Source organism: Aureimonas mangrovi (assembly GCF_014058705.1).
In the GTDB taxonomy this organism is placed as follows: Bacteria; Pseudomonadota; Alphaproteobacteria; order Rhizobiales; family Rhizobiaceae; genus Aureimonas; species Aureimonas mangrovi.
The window spans coordinates 1,590,591-1,607,698 of the sequence record NZ_CP059692.1; the positions used below are offsets into that span (position 1 = coordinate 1,590,591).

Consider the following 17,108-nt stretch of genomic DNA (forward strand, 5'->3'; position numbering starts at 1 on the left):
CAATGATTGACTTCCATGCAGTTTGACGCCATCCGGTGAGCCGATCGGACCCTGCCATAAAGCGTATCTCTTGGCGACCAAGGCCTATCTTATCAATCTCGACCGTTCGCAAGACAGACTGAAACGCATCCGGGGCGAAGCGGAACGTGCGGGTGTCGAGCTCGTGCGCGTGCCCGCCGTGGACGGTCGGACGGTGCCTGCGGCCGAACGTGCGCTCCTCGACGAGCCCGGCTTTCTGCGCGACCACGGCAAGCGACCGCTGCCGGGGGAATACGGGTGCTATGCGAGTCATCTAAAGGCTTTGGAGATGTTTCTTCAAAGCTCGGATGAATTCGGTCTCATCCTTGAGGACGACGTGGTCCTCTCTCCCGATCTCTCGCAAACGCTGTCGGCGCTCGAGACCGTGGGCGGCTGGGACGTGCTGAAGCTCGTTCATCACCGGCGCGCCATGCATCTCACGGAACGGAGCCTCCCGAACGGCCTGCGGGTGGGGCGCGCCGCCTTCGGGCCGAGCGGTTCGGCAGCGGCCTATCTCGTGCGGCGTGAGATCGTGCCGCGACTCTTGCGATCGCTGACGCCGATGCGCTTGCCTTACGATGTCGCGCTCGAGCGCGAATGGGCCCTCGGCGTGCGTCTGCGTCACGTTCATCCTGACCCGATCGGCCTCGCGGGAACCAGAAGCCTGACCCGAGACGGGCGGAAATACGCCGACCAGAACCTGCCCCTCTGGCAGCGGCTGACGACATTGCGCTTCCGCACGATCGATGCAGCACGTCGCCTGCTTGGCGCCATGCGGCCATCGCGATGACCTTCAAGCGGATCCTCCTGGCGCGGCGGCGCCTCGACCCTCTCGTCCTGATGACGGCGGTAGCGACGGTGATCCTGCTATTCGCCGTCGGCAAGGCTGGCTTCATCGCGTTCGCCGCCTGTGGGTTCTACCTCGTTCTGGTACGTCACCGCGTGTGCCGGCATCTGCCGCCGCTCTATTCGGCATTGCTTCTCACCTACGTGATATGGGCGATCGCGCTGTCGCTCGGGCGTGGGGAGCCGGTGCAGGGGAACCGGCAACTCGGCTACGCGCTTGTGGAGCTTTCGGCCTTCTTCATCCCGGTCGGACTGTGCCTCGTGCGCAGGCCCGTCGACGCTATGGTGATCGGCGCGCGCATGGCGTTGCCAACGCTTCTCGTCGCTTCCGTGCTTCAGGTCCTGCTGCTGAAGGGCGAGCGCCTCGACCTCGGTGAGAATGCGGCGATACTGGCCTTCCTTGTGGCGGGGGCGGCGGTGATGGCGCGCATCGATGCCGCCCGGCCGCCGCGCTTCCTGCCCAACGGGCGCTGGTGGGCGTATCTGGCGATCGCGCCGATCCTTCTCACGCAAACGCGCGGGGCCTGGATCGTTTTCCTGCCGATTGTGGCGATCGACCTGTGGGCGATCTTTCGCGGCGACCAGCCGAGCCGGCGCATGGCGGTGCTGACGGCCGGTCTCGCCGGCCTCGTCGCGGCGTCCTTTGTGGCGTACCCGCTCGTCGCTGATCGCGTCTCGCGCGCCGTGGAGGAGATGGAGCGCTTTAACGCTACCGGCAGCGCCAGCGGTTCGGTCGATGTGCGGCTGACCTTCTGGAACGCCAGCCTCCAGATCGTGGCAGAACATCCCTTAACGGGCGTAGGGGCCATGAGCCGGATGGAGCGGGTCGCGGAGTTCTCCGGCCCGAACGCCGAGCGCGTCATGCAATTCCAGCACCTCCACAACTTGTTCCTCGACGAGATGCTCTCGAACGGACTCGTCGGGCTCGCCCTGCTGCTCGCGATCTTCGCCGCTTTCGCCGTCTCATGTGTCAGGTTCGGCTCGCGAAACCTCGTTGCCAACGCCGCCGTGTTCGTCTTCCTCGTCTTCTCCTTCGGCGCCTTTCATGGTGTGCTCCTGAACGAGTGGATGATCATCTTGGTTTTCGGCTTCATGGGCATCGTCCTCACCAGCCTGCGGCGCACGGAACTGGCACTGACCGGGCGCCGCCTCGGTCCCTCGTCATGAAGGCGGCGAGCGCGCCAAAGCGTCCCGGTGTCAAGCCGCTCGCGGACCTCGTGGCCGGCCTCGTCGATCCGATCCTGGCGAAAAAGGCGGGCATGACGAGCGGGCTCGTCACGGCGTGGCCGGAGATCGCCGGCCCACGGCTCGCGGCTGGGACACGGCCGGAAAAGCTGATCTGGCAGGCGCGGCGCAGCGACAACGATCCGTTCGAGCCAGCAACGCTCGTCGTCGCCTGTGAGGGTGCATCGGCGCTGAGGCTTCAGCACGAGAGCAGCGAGCTGCTCCAGCGAATCGACGCCTTCTTCGGCTTTCATGCCGTCGGGCGTCTGAAGATCATACAGAAGGCGCTGCCGCTGCCACCGGCCTCCCGCAAGCCCGCGACGGCGCCGCTCTCCGCAGCGGACAAGGCAGCTATCGAAGCGCAGGCTGGATCGGTGGAGAATGAACGCCTGCGGAAGGCTCTGACGCGTCTTGGCGAAAGCGTTCTGGCGCGCAACCGGGCGCCTACGGACTGAACACTGCGTTCAGGATTCGTTCAAGCGCAATCGCGCAATCGTCAGGATGGTGTATTGGAAAAGCCCCAATCGCCTCCTAGACAAGGCATCTCCGCATTGTTGCGGCGCGCAATCGAAGGCCCATGAAGGACATTCATCGATGAAAGCTTCCAAGCAGACCATCACCGTCGGCCCCTCGCTTATGCAGCGGGCGCGCCATGCATCGGTTCTGCTCGGCAGTGCCGCGGTGCTGGCCCTTGCGGCGTGCGCTGACGACGACGGCACCTTCCGGCTGATCGGTACGGCACAGGCTCAGGAGGCGCCGGCCGCGAACCCCGACGCCGCCCCGGCCGAGCGCCGCACTGATCCTTCGTCCGCCACAGCTCCGGAGCCGCAGGGCAGCGTCGATGTCGCGGAGCTCATGGCTGAGGGCGCGCTGCCCGACATCGTCATCGGTGACCCGAACGCGCCGGTTACCATCGTTGAGTACGCCTCACTGACCTGCCCGCATTGCGCCCAGTTCCACAATCAGGTGCTGCCGGACATCAAGGCGGACTATGTCGACACCGGCATCGCCAAGGTGATCGTGCGCGAGTTCCCCTTCGACCCGCAGGCGCTCGCCGGTTTCATGCTGGCGCGGTGCGTGCCGGAAACCCAGCGCGAGCCGATGGTCGACGTCCTGTTCCAGCAGCAGGCGACCTGGACGCGCGCCGAGAACGTCTCCGCAGCGCTTCTCCAGATCGCGCGCCTCTCCGGCATGAGCCAGGAAGCTTTCGTCGCCTGCCTGCAGAACCAGGAGCTGCAAGGTCAGGTCGCGGCCGTCAAGGAGCGCGGCGAGAACGAGTTCGGCGTGCGTGCCACGCCGACCTTCTTCATTAATGGCGACCGTTATTCCGGCGCGATGACCGCCGACCAGATGGCGGCGGTCATCGAAGCGCATCGGTGAAGGCGGTTTAGCGCCGCGGCGCGCAAGGCGGGGCTTGGGGTTCTGCGGCGAATGCCGTAATCGGACCACTGGCTCTTAAGGACGGGCCCGGTGGCCATCCGGGCGACGGCGTGGTGCGAGTGCATGGCGAAGCGCGTGTTCACCTTCAAGCGAGGATCGGCGGAACGGCCCGCCGACGCTTCGGAGGCGCTCGGGCTGAAAGGCGCCAATCTCGCCACGCTCGCCTCTCTGGACTTGCCGGTGCCCCCCGGCTTCACGGTCTCCACGCTCGGTTGGCGGCAGAGCATGACGGCGCATGGCGAGGTCTCGCAGAGCCTTCGCTCGGAGATCCTGTCTGCCGTCGAATGGCTCGAGCAGACCACGGGCCGGGTGTTCGACGGCAAGACGCGGCCACTTCTGCTCGCGCTGCGCGTCGGCGCTCGCGCTCCCATGCCAGGGCTCGCCGACACCATTCTGGATATCGGCCTCAACGATCGCACGGTGGAGACCTTCTCCACGGAACTCGGCGATCCGGCCTTCGCCTTCCGGTCCTATCGCCGCTTCATCGAGAGCTTCGCGCTTCTCGTCTACGGCGCCGATCCCGGCGAGTTCGAGGACATTGCAGACGACGAGCGCGATCGGGCCGGCTGGGGCGGTGCGGAGCCGGCGACCGTGCCGCAATGGCGCGCGCTGATTGCCCGTGACCTCGCCTTCCTAGAGGAAGAACTCGGGCACGCCTTCCCGCAGACGCCATTCGAGCAATTGATCGCAGTGGTGGAAGCCGCCTTCTCGAGCTGGCGCGGCCCTGTCGCGCGCGCCTTCCGGGTTCTGCACGGCATTTCGGAGAATGCGGGCCTCGCGGTGACGGCACACGCGATGATCTTCAACGAGCGCGGCGAAAAGTCCGGCACGGGCCGAGCGTTTTCGCGGGACATGGCAACGGGACGTTCGCTTCTCACCGGCGAGTTCGAACTGCGCGGTCGCGACGATGCGCGGGAGATCGGCGAGCGCGGGACCATGCTGGACCTGTCTGTCGGGGACGATACGCGCTTCCCGGGAGACCTCGCGGCGCTCTCCACCTATGTCCGCCGGATCGAGGCGCATTTCGGCGATGCCTGCGAGGTCGACTTCATGGTCGGCGACGGCGCGCTCTTCCTCCTCCAGTCGCGGCCCGCCCGGCGCGGCATCGCGGAGGCCATTCGCGTGGCCGTCGACATGGTGCGCGAGGGGCTGATAGACGAGGAAGAGGCGCTCCTGCGCATCGACCCGGCCTCGCTGGACCAGATGCTGCACCCGACGATCGAGCGGGCCGAGAACCTCGACATCCTCGCGCGCGGGCTTCCCGCCTCGCCCGGCGCGGCGAGCGGCGAGATCGTCTTTTCCGCCGAGCGCGCGCTGGAATTGGCCGGCGAGGGGCGCCCCTCTATCCTGGTGCGCACCGAGACGCTGCCCGACGACATCCACGGGATGCACGTCACCGAAGGCGTCCTGACGGTGCGCGGCGGCACGACGAGCCATGCGGCCGTGGTGGCGCGCGGCATCGGCAAGCCGTGCGTGACCGGCGCGAGCGCGCTTCGCATCAATCTGGACGCGCAGACGCTGACGGCGGCGGGCCGTGTCCTCCGGGCCGGCGACCGGCTGACGATCGACGGCGCGACGGGTGACATCATCGCAGGCGCCTGCAAGCTGACGACGCCTTCGCTCTCGGGCGACTTCGCCACGCTTATGGAGTTCGCGGACCGGGCCCGGCGCATGGCTGTGCGCACCAATGCGGAGACGCCCGCGGAGGCGCGAGCGGCCCGCGCCTTCGGCGCCGAGGGCATCGGCCTTTGCCGCACCGAGCACATGTTCTTCGAGGGCGGCCGCGTCGGCGCGATGCGCGAGATGATCCTCGCCGGCAGTGAGGAGGGGCGGCGGGCGGCGCTTGCGCGGCTCCTGCCGATGCAGCGGTCCGACTTCGTCGAGCTTTTCGAGATCATGGCCGGCATGCCGGTGACAATCCGCCTTCTCGATCCGCCCTTGCACGAATTCCTGCCGAAGGGCGAGGGCGAGGTCGCCGAGACTGCGCTTGCGCTCGGCATTCCCGAGAAGGTCCTCGCCGAGCGCATCGAGACGCTTCAGGAATTCAACCCGATGCTCGGCCATCGCGGGTGCCGCCTCGCGATTTCCTATCCGGAGATCGTCGAAACGCAGGCCCGCGCCATCTTCGAGGCCGCGATCGAAGCCGGCGAGCGCAAGGGCAAGGACGTCGTTCCCGAGATCATGGTGCCGCTCGTCGGCCTGCGAAAGGAGCTCGACTTCCTCAAGGCCCGCATCGTGGAAGTCGCCGAACTCGTGCAGGCCGAGCGGCGCCGGCGCGTTTCCTACCATGTCGGCACGATGATCGAGCTGCCGCGCGCCATCATCCGCGCCGACACGATCGCCGAGGTGGCCGACTTCTTCTCCTTCGGCACCAACGACCTGACGCAGACGGTCTACGGCATCTCGCGCGACGACGCGGCCAATTTCATGTCGACCTACGAGCGTCACGGCATCATCGATCGCGACCCTTTCCAGTCCATCGATGTCGAAGGCGTCGGCGAACTCATCTCGATCGGCGTGGAGAAGGCGCGGCGCGCGCGGCCGGACATCACGCTCGGCATCTGCGGCGAGCAGGGGGGCGACCCCGCCTCGATCAGCTTCTTCGAGCAGGTCGGGCTCGACTATGTCTCTTGCTCGCCCTTCCGCGTGCCGATCGCGCGCGTGGCCGCGGCGCAGGCTGCCATCCGCTTCTCACGCGGCTCGCGCGGGTCCGGCAAGGCAAGGGCGCGCGGCTGAGGATGCTGACGCTGGCGTTGCTTCGATCTGCCTGTGATATGCTCGCCCGGACGGCAGTGCGAGGCATGGCGTGAGCGGACACTACATCAGGAAGCGTGCGCGTTCGGCCGGTTGGGCCTGGGCGCTGGCCACTTTCGCGCTCGCACTTCTGGCTGTCGCGCTGATCTTTTTCCGCCTCCAGATCCTGAACCTGCAAGCGTTCTCGCTCGTCGTCGTCACGGTGGGCGGACTGGTGGTCGTTGCGCTCCTCTGCGCACTCTTCGCCGCCGCAAAGGCCTGGTTCCGCGGCCATCGTGGCGGCGGGCGCGCGGTGGCCGCACTCTTCCTATCCTGCTTCCTGGCCGTTCCCTTCGCGGTCGGCATGTTCCTGGCGATCGAGTATCCCAATTCAGCAATGGCCGAGACGGACGGCATGGCCGCCCAGCTTTCACCGTCCGCCGGCCTGCCGATCGAATCGACGCGCGTCGTTCTCGGCCGCGATTTCCGCGCGACGGCCGCCGAGGTCTACGGCGCGGCGCGGAGCGCCATCGACGCATCGGGGTGGGAGGTGGAGGACATCGTTGCAGGCTCTGGCCCGCAGCCTGCCGAAGGCGATCTGGGCGTCGCCGGCACGGTGGTCACCGCCGTGCCGACGCTGCGCGATACGCTTGCGGCCGAGGGCGAACAGGACCCCTCGGCAGTTCAGGATTCGGACCAGTACGTGATCTCGGCAGTTGCCTACGCGCCGATCCTCGCCCTGCCGAGCGACGTGACCATCCGTATCGTGGAGGAAGACGGCGTCAGCTATGTCGATGTGCGGTCGGTCTCGCGCGACGTGCCGCGCGATCTTGGCCAGAACCGCCGCTTCATCGACGCTTTCCTCGCGCGGCTGGATGCTGCGATGGATCTTCTGCGCAGCGGCCCCGTCGAGGAATAGGCTTCAAACGCGTTCGAAACGCGCTCCGATCAATGGCGGGCCATCGCTCGCCGCAAGGCCCCGGCCGACGAGGTCCTCCAGATGGGCGAGGACCGAAAGTCCGGCCGCCCCATGCAAGCGCCTGTCCGTCGTCGCATAGAGGGCGGCGACGATCTCCGGGATGGTTCGATCGCCGGACTGCAGACGTTCGAGGATTGCCGCCTCGCGCATGCGGCGATGCGAACGCAGCGCGCGCATGAAGGGGAGCGGGCGCTCGAGCGGCGCGCCGTGCCCCGGCAAGTAGAGGCTCTCCGGGCGCGCCATCAGCTTGTCGAGCGAGGCCATGTAGTCGGCCATCGAGCCGTCCGGCGGTGCCACGATGGTGGTCGACCACGCCATGACGTGGTCACCGGAGAAGAGCGCCGGAGTTCCTTCGAGCGCAAAGGCCAGATGGTTCGCGGCGTGGCCGGGCGTCGCGATCGCGGTGAAGCTGCTGGCCCCGAAGCGCACCGTCTCGCCGTCGCCAACGCGGATATCCGGCGCGAAGCCGCGATCGGCGCCGGCGTCGAGGGCGTTCGTCTCGCCCTCGTGCAGGGTCCGCGCGGCGCGGTGCGGGCCTTCGGCGTAAACTAGCGCGCCCGTCGCAGCCTTCAGCTTTGCCGTAAGGCCGGTGTGGTCGAGATGGGTGTGGGTGACGAGGATTGCTTCCAGCGGCGCCCCGCCCAGCGCATCGAGGATCGCCGCCAGATGCGCCTCGTCGTCCGGCCCGGGATCGACGAGGACCAGGCGCTCCGTGCCGACGAGGTAGGTGTTGGTGCCGCGAAAGGTGAACGGCCCCGGATTGGGCGCGGTGATGCGGCGCACGTTGTCCGCGATCTCGACGGGCTCACCCGGCTGCGCATCGAAGGTCAAATCGAATTCCATTGCCATTTGTCCCAGGTCGAGCTCCGGGGATGCACCGTTGTCAAGGCGCGTATTGCTTGACGCGACGTTCACGCCCGGAGGTAGCTTGAGCTTGCCCTGTGCCCATTTATGGTGGGCACACACGACTGTCCGCAATCCCATCACGAGGTCGAAACCATGCCTAAGGGCTCGGATCTGTTTGTCGCCGCGCTGGAGAACGAGGGCGTCGAGCGCGTCTTCGGCGTTCCCGGGGAAGAGAATCTCGACGTTCTGGAATCGTTGCGAACCTCGTCCATCGAAGTGGTCCTGACACGCCATGAGCAGGCGGCCGCCTTCATGGCCGCGACGCACGGAAGGCTGACCGGCAAGCCCGGCGTCTGTCTGGCGACGCTCGGCCCGGGTGCGCTGAACTTCTCCACCGGCGCGGCCTATGCTCATCTCGGCGCCATGCCGATGATCCTCATCACCGGGCAGAAGCCGATTCACACCGCAAAGCAGGCGCGCTTCCAGATCGTCGATATCGTTGCTTCCATGAAGCCGCTGACCAAGATGACGCGCCAGATCGTCAGCGCGGGCAGCATCCCCTCGACGGTGCGCGACGCCTTCCGTGTCGCGATGGAGGAGCGGCCGGGTCCGGTGCATCTCGAACTGCCCGAGGACGTGGCCGCCGAGGAAGTCGAGAATGCGCCGGTCATCCCGTCCCACGTCCTGCAATGGCCCGTCGCGCAGTCGTCCGTGCTCGACCGCGCTGCGGACACGATCCTTGCCGCCAAGCGTCCGCTCGTGATGATCGGGGCGGCCGGAAACCGGCCCTCGCTCGTCGATGCCCTGTCGAACTTCATCGCGCGCACGCGTGTGCCCTTTTTCAACACGCAGATGGGCAAGGGCGCGGTGACCGGGGGCTCGAACCTTTACGTCGGCACGGCGGCGCTGTCCGAGGGCGATTATGTCCATGAGGCTATCGAGCGCGCGGATCTGATCATCGCCATCGGTCACGATACCGTCGAGAAGCCGCCGTTCCTGATGAAGAGCGCAGGCGGGCCGAAGGTCGTCCATGTCGGCTATCAGTCGGCGACCGTCGAGCAGGTCTATCATCCCGACATCGAGGTCATCGGCGATATCGCGACGACCGTCGACGCGCTCGCGGAGCGCCTCGAAGGCAAGCTGACCTCCGATGAGGGGATGCTGGAATTGCGCCAGCGGATTCTCGCGCGGATCAACGACCGCGCCGAAGAGGACCGTTTCCCGGTGACGCCGCAGCGCATGGTCCACGATGTCCGCAAGGTGATGCCCGAGGACGGGATCGTGTGCCTCGACAACGGGATGTACAAGATCTGGTTCGCGCGCAACTACCGCACCCATGTCGCCAACACGCTGCTCCTCGACAACGCGCTCGCCACGATGGGCGCTGGGCTGCCCTCGGCCATGATGGCCGCGATGCTCAATCCGGGCCGGCGTGTGATGGCCGTCTGCGGTGACGGCGGCTTCATGATGAATTCGCAGGAGATGGAGACGGCGGTCCGCCTGGGGCTGAACCTCGTCGTTGTCATCCTGAACGATTCGGCCTACGGCATGATTCGCTGGAAGCAGGCTGTGGACGGCTTCCCGGATTTCGGCATGAGCTTTGGCAATCCAGATTTCGTGCGCTACGCCGAGGCCTACGGCGCCAAGGGCTCGCGGGTGAACGCGGTGGAAGACCTCGTGCCGACGCTGGAGGCGGCCTTCGCGGGCGGCGGCGTGCATCTGGTCGAGGTGCCGATCGACTATTCGGAGAACACCCGGGTTCTCGTCGACGAACTGCGCAACCGCACGCCGGACGTCGAGTGCGCCTGAGCTGAGAGGCTCGTGAAGGCGTGAGGGAGATGACATGCTGACAATCGTGCAGGCTTTCGATCGCGAGCCGATCGCTGAGGTCGATACCGACGACGCGACGGCCCTGGAGCGCAAGCTCCAGGCGGCGGAGCGCGCCTTCAAGGACCGCGGCGGCTGGCTGAAGCCGCACCAGCGCATCGCGATCCTGCGCAGGCTGGCCGCGCTGATGGAGGGGCGGCGCGATCACCTCGCCATGCAGATCGCGCGAGAGGGTGGCAAACCGCTGCCGGATGCGATCGTGGAGACGAGCCGGGCGATCGACGGTGTCCACAACGCCGCGGACGAGCTTCGCAACTTCGCCGGCCGGGAAATCCCGATGGGGCTTTCGCCTGCGGCAGACGGTCGATGGGCCTTCACGACGAAGGAGCCGATCGGCATCGTCGCGGCGATCTCGGCTTTCAACCACCCCTTGAACCTGATCGTTCATCAGGTCGCACCGGCGATCGCGGTCGGCTGCCCTGTGATCATCAAGCCGGCGAGCACGACGCCGCTCTCATGCCTCGAATTCGTATCCATGGTGCATGAGGCGGGCCTGCCGGAAGCCTGGTGCCAGAGCTTCCTACCGGAGGGCAACGAACTGGCGGAAAAGCTGGTGACCGATCCGCGTGTGGCGTTCCTAAGCTTCATCGGCTCGGCGAAGGTCGGCTGGTCGCTCCACTCCAAGCTCGCCCCCGGCGTGCGCTTGGCGCTGGAGCACGGGGGCGCGGCGCCGGCCATCGTCGACCGCAGCGCCGATCTTGATAAGGTCATCGAGCCGATCGTGAAGGGCGGTTACTACCATGCCGGCCAGGTCTGCGTTTCGACGCAGCGCATCTTCGTGCATTCCGATCTCGCCGAGGATTTCACGCAAAGGCTCGTCGCGCGCGTCGAGACGCTGCGCACGGCCGATCCCGTCTTGCCCGACACGGAGGTCGGGCCGCTGATCCTGCCGCGAGAAGCCGATCGCGTCGCGCAGTGGATCGAGGAAGCGGTGAAGAGCGGGGCGGTGCTTGCGACCGGAGGCGAGAGGCTGTCCGAGACGAGCTTGAGCCCGACAGTGCTCGTCGACCCGCCGGCCGATGCAAAAATCTCGACGCTGGAAGTGTTCGGCCCCGTCGTTGCCGTCTACCGCTACGACGATCTCGACGAGGCGATCGGGCGCGCGAACGCGTTGCCGACTGCCTTTCAGGCCAGTGTCTTCTCGCAGGACATCGATGTCGCCATGCATGCGGCCGACCGGCTGGACGCCTCGGCCGTGATGCTGAACGATCCGACGGCGTTCCGCACGGACTGGATGCCCTTCGCGGGGCGCAGGACTTCCGGCTACGGAACGGGCGGCATCCCATACACGATGCGCGACATGACGCAGGAAAAGATGATCCTGATGCGCAGGGGCTGATGCCGCTCGGTTCCGCCCGCGCTTGGACGATCTTGGTCGGCACCGTGATCTCCGCCGCCACCCTGCCCGAAATGGAGACGGTCGCCACGACGCGGAGCAATCCGGCTTGAGCCGTGTTGCCGTGTCCTGGCGGTTCAGGCTGTTCGGTGGGCCGCGGGCCGGCGATGTGTCAGGATCAGGCCGCGCGGCGCGACGAGGACCGAGATCGCATAAAGGATGCCGGCCGAAAGGATGATCGCCGGGCCCGAAGGAAGGGAGGCGTGGTAGGACAAGAGCAGGCCGGCGACAGATGAGACGGCCCCGAGAACGACAGCGAGCGCGCACATGCCTTGAACACGGCTGGCCCAGAAGCGCGCGGCCGCCGCTGGCAGGATCATCAGGCCCACCGACAGAAGCGTTCCGAGCGCCTGAAACCCGGCAACGAGATTGAGGACGACGATCCCCAAGAAAATGAAATGAACCGGCGACCCGAGCCGCGAAACCGAACGCAGGAAAAGCGGGTCCATGCATTCGGCTACGAGAGCGCGTCCGAATATAGACAGGCATCCGAGCGTGATCGCCGTGACGAGGGCGATAAGGGTGATCGCCGCGCCGTCGAGGGCCAGAACGGTGCCGAAGAGCACATGCATCAGGTCGATGTTGGAGCCGCGTAACGAAACGATCAGCACGCCGAGCGACAGGGAAATCAGGTAAAAAGCCGCCATGGAGGCGTCTTCCTTCTGCACCGTGAAGCGCGCGACGGCGCCCGCGCCAAGGGCCACCAGCACGCCGGCGACCAAGCCGCCGATCGTCATCGGCACGATCTCCAGCCCGTAGAGGAGAAAGCCGACCGCTGCGCCCGGCAGGATGGCATGTGCCATCGCGTCGCCGGTGAGGCTCATGCGCCGTAGCATCAGGAAGACACCGATCGGCCCGGCAGCGACCGAAAGCATCAGTGCGCCCAGAAGGGCGCGCTGCATGAAGGCGAATTCGACGAACGGCGCGATGAGGAGGTGGTAGGCGGTCTCCATCAGGCAGCTTTCCCGGCGCGTGCTTCGCCGGTCCCGTCGTTCGCGGAAGAGCCTTGCGCCTTGTCGCCGTGTTCGTGCGTGTCGCCGACGCCGCACCATGGCGCGTGCTCGTCCCAGGCTTCCTGGAACTGCCGCGCTCGCAGGAGGTTTTCAGGCGCCAGCGCGCCGGGCAGGGCGCCCCACGCCACCGGACGCCTCGCCAGGAGAAGGGCCTCGGGGAAATTCGCGCGCACGAGTTCCAGATCGTGAGCGACGACGAGGACGGTGCGCATCTCGCCGTGCCAGCGTTTAATCAGTGCTACGAGATCGACCACGGTTCGCGCGTCGACTGCGTTGAACGGTTCGTCGAGAAGGATGAGATCGGCATCCTGTACGAGAACGCGCGCGAAGAGCGCGCGCTGCAGCTGGCCGCCGGACAGGGTGTCGATCGGGCGCCTCTCGAAGCCGGCCAGGCCAACGGCGCGCAGCGCTTGCGCGAGTGACGCTCTGTCCTCGGCCGTGTGGCGTCGGAAGAAGCCACGGCGCGGCCACAGGCCGAGCGCGACGAGGTCGAGCACCCGGGCGGGGAAGGACCGATCAAGCTCGGACTGCTGCGGCAGGTAGGCGATGCGCGTGCCGGGGCGGACGTCGCACCGTCCGCTCATCGGCGTCATCATACCTGCAATGCCCTTGAGAAGCGTCGATTTTCCCGAGCCGTTGGCGCCCACGATCGCCATCAGCGCACCGCGCGCGATGGTGCCATCCACGTGATGCACGGCTGGATGGCTGCCGTAGCCAAGAGTCAGATCGTCGAGGGTGATCAGGGCTTCCGGCATAATCGTTCCAGGAGAGCGCCCTACGGTGATATCGCGCCGTAAAAGGCGCTCGTAAAGCTGGTGTTATGTTATTATGTTTGCTCAGTCGTCATTGCAAGGCGTGATAAGGAGGCGGCCATGATCGCCCATTCGAGCGAACTGACACGCAACCAGAGCCTGGTTCTGGACGCGCTCGTCGATGCCAAGGGCCCGGCCAGCGCGTATGGTCTCCTCGACACGCTGCGCGCGCAGGGGCTGCGCGCCCCGCCCCAAATCTATCGGGCGCTCGACAAGCTCGTGGAGTTCGGTCTTGTCCACAAGCTCGAGAGTATGAACGCCTATGTCGCGTGCGCGCACCGCCATGATCACGACGGTTGCGGGGCGACGGCCTTCGCCATCTGCGAGCGGTGCGAGAGCGTGGTGGAATTCTGTGATGCTCAGGTTGCCGAGCGCCTGTCCGCCTGGGCTGGCGCCCACAAGTTTCGCTCTCGTCGCACCGCTATCGAACTGCGCGGCGTCTGCGCCGCGTGTTCCACCTGAACCCGGATCCTTCGTTCGGCGCCTGACGGAAGCATCTCGGCGAACGGGGCAAAGCCATTTCCGTGAGCCGCTTCCACCAACGATGCGGAGCTTTGCGTGACCTTGACGCTCCGAAGGCTTGCGGAGTGGGCTGCGTACCAAGACCGGCTACCCATCCTTGAAGCCGGACGGACGATATCTCAGCTTTCCTAAGAGCGAACCTGCGCGATCGTTGCTCCCTAGGCAGCCTTCACCCGCGACAGGAAGTTCCGGAGTTCTCTCGTCCGCTTGGCCGCGCTCGCGGATTGCGCCGGGCCCTTTGCTGGTCGGCTGTCTCGCTGGCGACGATGAGGAGGGTCGGAGCCACGGTGTTCCAGTCGCATTCGTTGGCGGGTCTTGGCTGCGCCCATCATACCTGGATCGATGCCGGCATCAGGCGATCTCGAGGCCCCGGCTGATCTGTCGCACCTGCAACTCCGAACTCCCTAGAACGTCTTCGCGGCCGGAACGTTGTGCAGCGCAAGGCAATCACCGCTCTCGCTCATGAGCGCTTCGATCGTCGTCTTCATCGGCCAATGCGTTCCAGGAGAGCGAGAATGAAGGTAGCAGTTGTCACCGGCGCGAGCGCCGGTATCGGGTTTGCAACCGCCGAGCGGTTCGCGCGATCCGGCTGGCGGGTCGCGATCCTTGCACGCGATCCCGACCGTCTCCGAGATGCCCGCTCGCAGCTCGAGCGCATCGGCGGCACGATCCTGGATATTCCGACCGATGTCGCCGACGCGGCGCAGGTTGAAGTGGCAGCTAAGCGTGTCGTGCGCGAACTGGGCTCGATCGACGCGTGGGTCAACAACGCGATGACGACCGTCGTCGCGCCGGCGCACGAGATCACCGCCCAGGAATACCGCCAGGTCACGGCCTCGACATACCTCTCGCAGGTCTACGGTACGCTCGCGGCGCTGCGTCGGATGCGGAGCCAAGGACGCGGTGCCATCATTCAGGTCTCGTCGGGTCTTGCCATTCGGGCTGCGCCCCTGCAGGCAGCTTATTGTGCGGCGAAGGCTGCTGTCGGTGGGTTCACTGACTCGCTGCGCGCCGAGCTGATCGCCGAAAAATCGCCTGTCACTCTCTCGGTCGTCTACCTGCCGGGCGTGAACACGCCACAGCCGACATGGGCGCGCAATCGCATGGGCCACGAGCAGGTCATACCGGACCCGCTGTTCGATCCGCGTCTCTGTGCGGAAGCGGTCTACTCGGCCGTGCGGGATCCGCAGCGTGAGATCTGGGTCGGACGCTCAACGATGATGATGGCGCTTGGTCAGGCGTTGTCGCCGAGCGTCGCCGATCGACGGGCGGCCAGCATGGTCGAGGCGCAGCAGGGCGATCCGATGCCGCACCGCGACGGTAATCTCGCGGGGCCAGAGACCGGACCTGCCCGCATCGACGGCCCGCGGACGCGGGACGTCGTCGGTTCGCGCTCGGAGTTCGTGACGAGCCGCGATGTGCGCCTTCTCAAGCTGGCGGCAGCGGGTGGGCTGCTGCTCGCGGGCGCAGCCCTGAGGACGCTCACAGGGCGCGGCGCGTCGGAGCGCTTGCGATGACCGTTGTTGAAAGGATCGCGGCTTTCGTGCCGGGCAAGTCCGGCACGCGTCGTCGCGGAGATCGCACAGCCGGCTATCTCGCGCTCGAGGACTACGGCGCGATCGGCGAGGGGCGCTCGGTTGCTCTCTCCGGCGCGGATGGGTCGATCGACTGGTGGTGCGTTCCGAACATGGATTCGCCACCGTTGTTCGACCGCCTGCTCGACGGCGAAAATGGCGGTCGCTTCTCGATCTGCCCAGAAGAGCCGTTCGAGGTCGAACAACGCTACCGCGAAGCCAGCAACGTCTTCGAGACCGTGTTCACCACCGCCAACGGCAAGGCGATCATGACGGAATCGCTGAACAGCGGGACGGCAGGACGCCTGCCTTGGGCGGAACTCGCACGCCGTGTCGAGTGCGTGCGCGGTTCGGTGAAATTCGATGTCCTGATGCGGCCGGGCCGGCGCGGCGATACGGTGAACCCGTACCATTCGACGATCGGCGCGCAGACTGTCTTCAACGTCGGCACGGTGCTCGGCCTCTTCCTGCATTCTACGGGGCTCGGTTTCGACTGGTCGGACGAGTGCATTTCCGGACGCTTCGAAGTCCGCGAAGGTGAGCGGCGTACGCTGGCGATCGTCGCGTGCAGCGACGGGCCGCTCGTGGTCCCCTCGATCGAGGAAATCGACGAGCGGATCGACATCTCCGACGAGGAATGGCGCGTCTGGGCCCGTCGCGTCTCCTATGACGGGGAGAACCGGGAAGCCTTCGTACGCAGCGCTCTGGCGCTCAAGCTCCTCCTGTTCTCGCCCTCCGGTGCCATCGCGGCAGCACCGACGACCTCGCTGCCGGAGAAGATCGGCGGTCCGAAGAACTACGACTACCGCTACGCCTGGGTGAGGGACGCGGGATACACGATCAAGGCGTTCCTCGCTGCGGGCGCCGAGGCAGAAGCGAAGGCAGCTTTCTCCTGGCTCCTGAACCGGATCGAGGAACACGGTACGCAGGTCTGCTACACGCTCGACGGCGGGCTCGTGTCGGGCGTCCATGAATGGGCAATGCCGGGCTACCGCGGCTCCAAACCCGTGGTTACGGGGAACGTCGCTGCCAAACAGCGCCAGCACGGCGTCTACGGCGATATCTTCGAGACCGCGTCGCGCTTCGTGGAGCGCGGCAACATCCTGGATGCGCGAAGCGCCATGACGCTCTCGTCGCTAGCAGACGAATGCGCCGACCTTTGGCGCACGCCCGATGCCGGCATATGGGAACTGGAAGACATCCAGCACTATACGATGTCGAAGATCAGTTGCTGGCAGGCGCTCGCCCGGGCGGTGGAACTCGCCGACAACGGGCAGTTGCCGACGACCTGCCGCGAACGCTGGGTCCGCGAGCGCGACCGGATCGCGGCCTGGATCGAGGAGCATTGCTGGTCCGAGGAAGTGGGCAGTTTCGTCATGTATCCCGGCTCAACGCGCCTTGATGCCTCGCTCGCGCTTGCCGTGCGGTTCGGGTTCGACGGTCGTGATCGGCTGCGCGAGACGCTCGAGGCAATCGATCGCGAACTCGGCAGCGGGCCGTTCCACTACCGCTATTCGGGGGCGGAAAGGGAGGAAGGCTGCTTCCTCGCTTGTTCGTACTGGATGGCCGAAGCCTGGGCGATCCTCGGCGAACGGGATCGCGCCAAGGAGCGATTGGCCGAACTCGAACGGGCTCTTGCGCACGGCGCCGGCGTCCTCTCCGAGATGGTCGATCCCCGAACCAACGCGTTCCTCGGCAACATGCCGCAGGGCCTCAGCCACCTTGCACATATCATGGCGATGTCGACGCTGAGTGGCGAGGACGCGGCATAAGAGATGAACGTCCGAACTCGGACCGATATCCGGTGAACGGGAACCG

The 17,108-nt window shown here is 66.4% G+C and carries 14 protein-coding genes; 11 read left to right on the plus strand and 3 right to left on the minus strand.

The genetic code is table 11. The features are described from left to right. Nucleotides 1-70 precede the first annotated feature (70 nt). The 6 genes from H1343_RS07380 (at nt 71) to H1343_RS07405 (ending at nt 7,180) form a co-directional block, all read left to right on the plus strand. Complete coding sequence (locus H1343_RS07380; RefSeq protein WP_185985239.1) at nt 71-808, plus strand: glycosyltransferase family 25 protein; 738 nt, start codon at nt 71-73, stop codon at nt 806-808. Further along, entirely contained in the window at nt 805-2,031 is a 1,227-nt protein-coding gene (locus H1343_RS07385) for an O-antigen ligase family protein (protein ID WP_185985240.1), read from the plus strand. Before H1343_RS07380 ends, H1343_RS07385 begins: the two co-directional genes overlap by 4 nt. After that, the gene (locus H1343_RS07390) at nt 2,028-2,543 is read left to right on the plus strand and encodes a DUF721 domain-containing protein (protein ID WP_185985241.1); all 516 of its coding nucleotides are present in this window, start codon (nt 2,028-2,030) and stop codon (nt 2,541-2,543) included. Before H1343_RS07385 ends, H1343_RS07390 begins: the two co-directional genes overlap by 4 nt. Continuing rightward, on the plus strand, nt 2,500-3,468 hold the full coding sequence (locus H1343_RS07395; RefSeq protein WP_246333453.1) for a DsbA family protein: 969 nt from the start codon (nt 2,500-2,502) through the stop codon (nt 3,466-3,468). Before H1343_RS07390 ends, H1343_RS07395 begins: the two co-directional genes overlap by 44 nt. Nucleotides 3,469-3,591: 123 nt before the next feature. Then, a complete protein-coding gene (ppdK, locus tag H1343_RS07400; RefSeq protein WP_185985242.1) occupies nt 3,592-6,264 on the plus strand; it encodes a pyruvate, phosphate dikinase in 2,673 nt (890 codons plus the stop codon). A gap of 70 nt (nt 6,265-6,334) precedes the next feature. Continuing rightward, nucleotides 6,335-7,180, plus strand: a complete 846-nt coding sequence (locus tag H1343_RS07405) for a DUF1499 domain-containing protein (RefSeq protein WP_185985243.1) — start codon at nt 6,335-6,337, stop codon at nt 7,178-7,180. A 3-nt stretch (nt 7,181-7,183) separates the two neighbouring features. Here the strand turns inward: H1343_RS07405 and H1343_RS07410 are convergent, their stop codons facing one another. Further along, nucleotides 7,184-8,089, minus strand: coding sequence for an MBL fold metallo-hydrolase (locus H1343_RS07410; protein WP_185985244.1), 906 nt, complete (start codon nt 8,087-8,089; stop codon nt 7,184-7,186). Nucleotides 8,090-8,239: 150 nt separating this feature from the next. Here H1343_RS07410 and H1343_RS07415 point away from each other — a divergent pair, with 150 nt between their 5' ends. Then, nucleotides 8,240-9,895: an acetolactate synthase large subunit gene (locus H1343_RS07415; protein ID WP_185985245.1), complete on the plus strand. Its 1,656-nt coding sequence runs from the start codon at nt 8,240-8,242 to the stop codon at nt 9,893-9,895. A 34-nt stretch (nt 9,896-9,929) separates the two neighbouring features. Next, the gene (locus H1343_RS07420) at nt 9,930-11,312 is read left to right on the plus strand and encodes an aldehyde dehydrogenase family protein (RefSeq protein WP_185985246.1); all 1,383 of its coding nucleotides are present in this window, start codon (nt 9,930-9,932) and stop codon (nt 11,310-11,312) included. Between the two features lie 134 nt (nt 11,313-11,446). Here H1343_RS07420 and aztB read toward each other — a convergent pair whose 3' ends face one another. Together aztB and aztA are read right to left on the minus strand one after the other, a co-directional pair. Then, the gene (gene aztB / locus H1343_RS07425; RefSeq protein WP_185985247.1) at nt 11,447-12,322 is read right to left on the minus strand and encodes a zinc ABC transporter permease AztB; all 876 of its coding nucleotides are present in this window, start codon (nt 12,320-12,322) and stop codon (nt 11,447-11,449) included. Further along, nucleotides 12,322-13,137: a zinc ABC transporter ATP-binding protein AztA gene (gene aztA, locus H1343_RS07430; protein ID WP_185985248.1), complete on the minus strand. Its 816-nt coding sequence runs from the start codon at nt 13,135-13,137 to the stop codon at nt 12,322-12,324. The genes aztB and aztA overlap by 1 nt, the downstream gene beginning before the upstream one ends. A 117-nt stretch (nt 13,138-13,254) precedes the next feature. Between aztA and H1343_RS07435 the strand changes: the two genes are divergently transcribed. The 3 genes from H1343_RS07435 to H1343_RS07445 all read left to right on the plus strand — a co-directional run bounded on the left by H1343_RS07435 (nt 13,255) and on the right by H1343_RS07445 (nt 17,062). Next, the gene (locus tag H1343_RS07435; protein ID WP_185985249.1) at nt 13,255-13,656 is read left to right on the plus strand and encodes a Fur family transcriptional regulator; all 402 of its coding nucleotides are present in this window, start codon (nt 13,255-13,257) and stop codon (nt 13,654-13,656) included. A 554-nt stretch (nt 13,657-14,210) separates the two neighbouring features. After that, on the plus strand, nt 14,211-15,233 hold the full coding sequence (locus tag H1343_RS07440) for an SDR family oxidoreductase (RefSeq protein ID WP_210270108.1): 1,023 nt from the start codon (nt 14,211-14,213) through the stop codon (nt 15,231-15,233). Beyond that, complete coding sequence (locus H1343_RS07445; protein WP_185985250.1) at nt 15,230-17,062, plus strand: glycoside hydrolase family 15 protein; 1,833 nt, start codon at nt 15,230-15,232, stop codon at nt 17,060-17,062. The genes H1343_RS07440 and H1343_RS07445 overlap by 4 nt, the downstream gene beginning before the upstream one ends. The last annotated feature ends 46 nt before the right edge of the window (nt 17,063-17,108 follow it).

Coding starts and splice junctions, on each gene's coding strand:
- H1343_RS07435 (WP_185985249.1), top strand. CDS start 13,255: ATGATCGCCCATTCGAGCGAACTGACACGCAACCAGAGCCTGGTTCTG.
- H1343_RS07420 (WP_185985246.1), top strand. CDS start 9,930: ATGCTGACAATCGTGCAGGCTTTCGATCGCGAGCCGATCGCTGAGGTC.
- ppdK (WP_185985242.1), top strand. CDS start 3,592: ATGGCGAAGCGCGTGTTCACCTTCAAGCGAGGATCGGCGGAACGGCCC.
- aztB (WP_185985247.1), bottom strand. CDS start 12,322: ATGGAGACCGCCTACCACCTCCTCATCGCGCCGTTCGTCGAATTCGCC.
- aztA (WP_185985248.1), bottom strand. CDS start 13,137: ATGCCGGAAGCCCTGATCACCCTCGACGATCTGACTCTTGGCTACGGC.
- H1343_RS07410 (WP_185985244.1), bottom strand. CDS start 8,089: ATGGCAATGGAATTCGATTTGACCTTCGATGCGCAGCCGGGTGAGCCC.
- H1343_RS07415 (WP_185985245.1), top strand. CDS start 8,240: ATGCCTAAGGGCTCGGATCTGTTTGTCGCCGCGCTGGAGAACGAGGGC.
- H1343_RS07440 (WP_210270108.1), top strand. CDS start 14,211: ATGCGTTCCAGGAGAGCGAGAATGAAGGTAGCAGTTGTCACCGGCGCG.
- H1343_RS07385 (WP_185985240.1), top strand. CDS start 805: ATGACCTTCAAGCGGATCCTCCTGGCGCGGCGGCGCCTCGACCCTCTC.
- H1343_RS07445 (WP_185985250.1), top strand. CDS start 15,230: ATGACCGTTGTTGAAAGGATCGCGGCTTTCGTGCCGGGCAAGTCCGGC.
- H1343_RS07390 (WP_185985241.1), top strand. CDS start 2,028: ATGAAGGCGGCGAGCGCGCCAAAGCGTCCCGGTGTCAAGCCGCTCGCG.